The organism is Aminobacter sp. P4_H6_2 (genome assembly GCF_056400805.1).
On sequence record NZ_JBFUKO010000537.1, the window covers coordinates 1 to 3718 of the forward strand.

Here is a 3718-nt window from a genome sequence, read left to right on the forward strand (position 1 = left end):
CTTGGAGCCCACCGCCTTGACGAAGTCGGGGCTGCGCAGCGCGTTGTTGAGGATCAACGATTGGGTGCCGCCAAGCGAGATCCATTCGCGAGTGATCGTCGCACCATCCTGCGGGAAGGCGACAAGGAACATCGCATCCGGCTTTTCTGCGAGCGCGGCGGACACTTCGGCGCGATACGAGGCCTGGTTCTCGTTGAAGGCGACCGCTTTCACCACTTCGCCGCCAAGCTTCTCCGTTGCCGTCGAGAAATCCTTCAGAAGGCTCGTGCCGTAGTCGTTGTTGACGTAGATGATTGCGATGCGCTTGAAGCCGCGCTCGGCCGCGATCTTGGCCGGCGGATAAGCGAGGTTCTTGACGGTCGGCTGGGTGCGGAAGAAGAAGCCGCTTGTCTTGCCTTCCTGCGCGAGCGTTGTGAGGATCGGGGCGGACGCACAGCAGGCGATCTGCGGTATCTGCGAGGGAGCCGAAACCGAGGTCAGGATCGGGATGGTAACGCCGCTGCCAATGCTGGCCGTCAAGGCTTTGACCCCTTCGACATCGACAAGAAACTTGGCCGCGTCGACGCCGACATTGGGCTGGCCCTGGTCATCGCGCAGTACAAACTCGACCTGGCAACCCTTGATGCCGCCGCCTTCGTTGATGTTGGCAATGGCGAGCTGCGCACTGTTGGCGATGTTCTTGCCCACGGCACCCATCGAGCCGGTCAGCGACAGCACGCCGCCGATCTTGACCGGGCAGGCGGCTTCGTCAGCCATTGCCGATGACGTGGAAAACGCTGTGGCCGCGAGCATGCTAGCCAGCATCAGGCCCTTGGTCTTGTTCATCACAGTTCTGTTCCCCTTGTTTGGATGATGGCCGCCGCGCGCTCGTCTCAGGCTTTGCTGCCTGTTGGTGAAGGCGTCGCGGCAAGGCTCCTCTGTTTCATCATTTGATCATAAGCGCACAAAAAATTGGTGTTGTAAAGCGAGGTTGCAGGACGCGAAATCGACGTGATCGGCCATCCGCAAGTAGAAAAATGCTCTTTGGTGTCAATCTGTTAGCTTCATCCGCAATGCCTTGCATGGCAGGATGAAGCCGGCGGCCGCTGCTCCTGCGCGGCCGCGGATTTTGATCGACTTTGCGTCGAAATGAGGTATTTCTTCGGGACTGCAGCCGAAAAGAAGTAGCAATGCCACGGGTCTGCCGGAGCGACGAACGCAGTTTGGCTTGGTCCGGCGTAACCTCGGTGGGGCGGTCGGCAAGCCTGCGTGATCAAAAACCATGCATGCGGGGATATTCGTGCTCGAAGGATACCGGCGCCACTGACGTCAATGCGAAAATAATATTTGCAAATGCATATGACTTGAATAGGCTGAGCAGGACTTGGGCTTCGGGCCCATCAAGGAGGAGGAGAGCCAAGATGAGTGCCAACCAGACGCTGGCGGATTTCGCTTCAGCAATCGCCACGGGCGCGGTCCAGATCGTCGACCTGACCGCTCCGCTAGGGCCGGACACCCCGGTTCTCTATCTGCCGCCGGATTTCGCCAAGAACACGCCGAAGTTCAAGATGCACGAGATCTCGCGCTATGACGCGAACGGCCCATGGTGGGCTTGGGGCTGGATGGAGCTGGGTGAACACACCGGCACGCATTTCGATGCCCCAGCGCATTGGATTTCCGGCAAGGATGTCGCTCAGGGCACCACTGACACCGTGTCGCCCCAGTCCTTTGTCGCGCCTTGCGTGGTCATTGATTGTTCGAAGCAAGTGGCTGACAATCCCGATTTCCTGCTCACCGCCGATGGCGTCAAGGCATGGGAAGCCGTCCACGGCGYGATCCCCAAGGGAGCCTGGGTACTGATGCGCTCGGACTGGTATCACCGAAACACTTCCACCGAAGCCTTCCTGAACGCCGATGAAARGGGCCCGCACACGCCTGGTCCGAGCGTCGATTGCGTGCGCTACCTGGTAGAACGAGGAGTGCTCGGTTTTGGCAACGAATGCGTCGGCACCGATGCCGGCAGCGCGGTGGCGATGGACCCACCATTCCCGGCGCACAGCCTTTTGCTGGAAGTCGGCAGCTACGGCCTTGCCAGCCTGTGCAACCTCGACAAGCTGCCAGCCACGGGTGCCGTGCTGGTCGTGGCGCCGCTTAAGATCGTCGGGGGTACCGGCAGCCCGGTACGCGCCTTCGCGCTCGCGCCTCGGGCCTGAGCTAGTAATTTTTTGAGGACTGCGGCGGCTCCCACCGCCGCCGTCGCCGAAAGGCGGATGGCGCTTCATATCGAGGAACCAATCGCCACGGCGTGGGCCGGGTTGCCGTTTGGCGCCCGGCCTTTCGTTCTAGTGCGACGTTGTGCGTCTGATCTCGGCAGCGACGCTCTGGACGGTTGCCGGATAATCGGCTTCATGGCAATTCGGACAGCGACGAACTCCATCGAGCCGAACAGGTAGCAATGGTCACGAAATACTTCCTCGGGTCGTTCAGAGAGGCAGGCGACGGCAACCGCCTGCCCAGCCTTGGCGAAATCGGGCTCAACCGCTTTGCGCCGCATCTCATCAATCGGCTGTCGGCAAGCTACAACGCCAACCTGCAGGAATTGCTGCGCCCGCTCGACCTGACGACGCCCAAGATGCGGGCCATAGCGCTGCTGACGATCTCGCCAGGATTGACCGTCAACGAGCTGTCGTTCCTTGCCGTGGTCGAGCAGTCGACGATGAGCCGCACCCTCGATGCGCTTGAGGAGCAGGGATTTGTCCGCCGCCAGTCGCGCGCCGACGACATGCGTGTCCGCGAAGTTTACATCACCGATGCCGGTCGCGACGTCTTCCAGCAGTTTTGGCCGGTGCTGTTTGGCATCTTTTCACAGCTGTTCGAAGGTATCGAACCCGACGAGTACGATGCCTTCATCGTCACGTTGCACAAGGTCCTTCGCAATGTCGACAAGTTCAGCGTCGATGAAGCTGCGGCAAAGGCCGGCGACGGAAAAGCCGAGTTATAGGCGGAACAGGAAAAACCCTCACGTGAAGCTTCTGACGGTTGCCAGCGCGCCATCGAGCGACTTGCCGGCTTCGTCCTGTAGCGCTGCCTGAACAAGACGCTTGAGCCAGGTTCCGCCATCCTCCCGTGCCTGCAGCATGGGAACAGCTGACAAAACCTTGTCGAATTTGCCCTGGCCGCGGCTGTGCGTATCAGAGTAGCCCTTGACCAGTCGACGACTGCCCACCACGGCGGCGGCCAGATCATAGTTTGTCGGCAGCATGGCGGTGGCCGTATCCAGCCAGTTCTTGATGTGTGCCATCTCGCGCTTGTGACGCAGCATGGTGCGTCGTATCGGCTTCAGGCTCGACAAGGCATAAAGTGCGAGGAACCAGCCGATAGTGCCGGTGCGCACCCGCCGACCCTTGCTGAACAGTCGCTCCAGCAGCTTGAGCAGCGTGGGCCGGCTCTCGATGAATTGCCCCAGGAATGCCGGCATGGTGCCAACCACCTCCTCGGCCCGCGGATGCATGTATTCGGTGGTGTAGACGAGCTGTTCGCCAGTCGCGCCGATTTCTTTGCGCACGCGCTCGAAGCGCGTCGAACGGGTTTTCAGGTCGGCGACGCGCACGACATCKTCATAGGCCATGGCGACGGCGAGGTATTTGGCGATCTCCTGGCAGAAGCCGAAGTTCCAGGCTACGCCACCGGCGTCCCGGTCAATCATTAGCAAGCGCGACGCGGTGTGGATATACTCATC

At 60.7% G+C, this 3718-nt stretch carries 4 protein-coding genes; 2 read left to right on the forward strand and 2 right to left on the reverse strand.

Annotated elements, in window-relative coordinates:
• A partial coding sequence (locus tag AC1DUU_RS26020) for an ABC transporter substrate-binding protein (RefSeq protein ID WP_476786256.1) occupies positions 1 to 825 on the reverse strand: 825 nt, incomplete at its 3' end.
• A gap of 575 nt (positions 826 to 1400) precedes the next feature.
• On the opposite strand from AC1DUU_RS26020, the gene AC1DUU_RS26025 reads away from it, so the two are divergent.
• Both AC1DUU_RS26025 and AC1DUU_RS26030 read left to right on the forward strand, forming a co-directional pair.
• Positions 1401 to 2192 (forward strand): cyclase family protein, encoded by a 792-nt coding sequence (locus tag AC1DUU_RS26025; RefSeq protein ID WP_476786257.1) that lies wholly within the window; start codon positions 1401 to 1403, stop codon positions 2190 to 2192.
• Between the two features lie 242 nt (positions 2193 to 2434).
• Positions 2435 to 2980 (forward strand): MarR family winged helix-turn-helix transcriptional regulator, encoded by a 546-nt coding sequence (locus tag AC1DUU_RS26030; RefSeq protein WP_476786258.1) that lies wholly within the window; start codon positions 2435 to 2437, stop codon positions 2978 to 2980.
• Positions 2981 to 2998: 18 nt separating this feature from the next.
• Here the strand turns inward: AC1DUU_RS26030 and AC1DUU_RS26035 are convergent.
• The coding region (locus AC1DUU_RS26035; protein ID WP_476786259.1) for a DUF6537 domain-containing protein at positions 2999 to 3718 on the reverse strand (720 nt) is incomplete at its 5' end.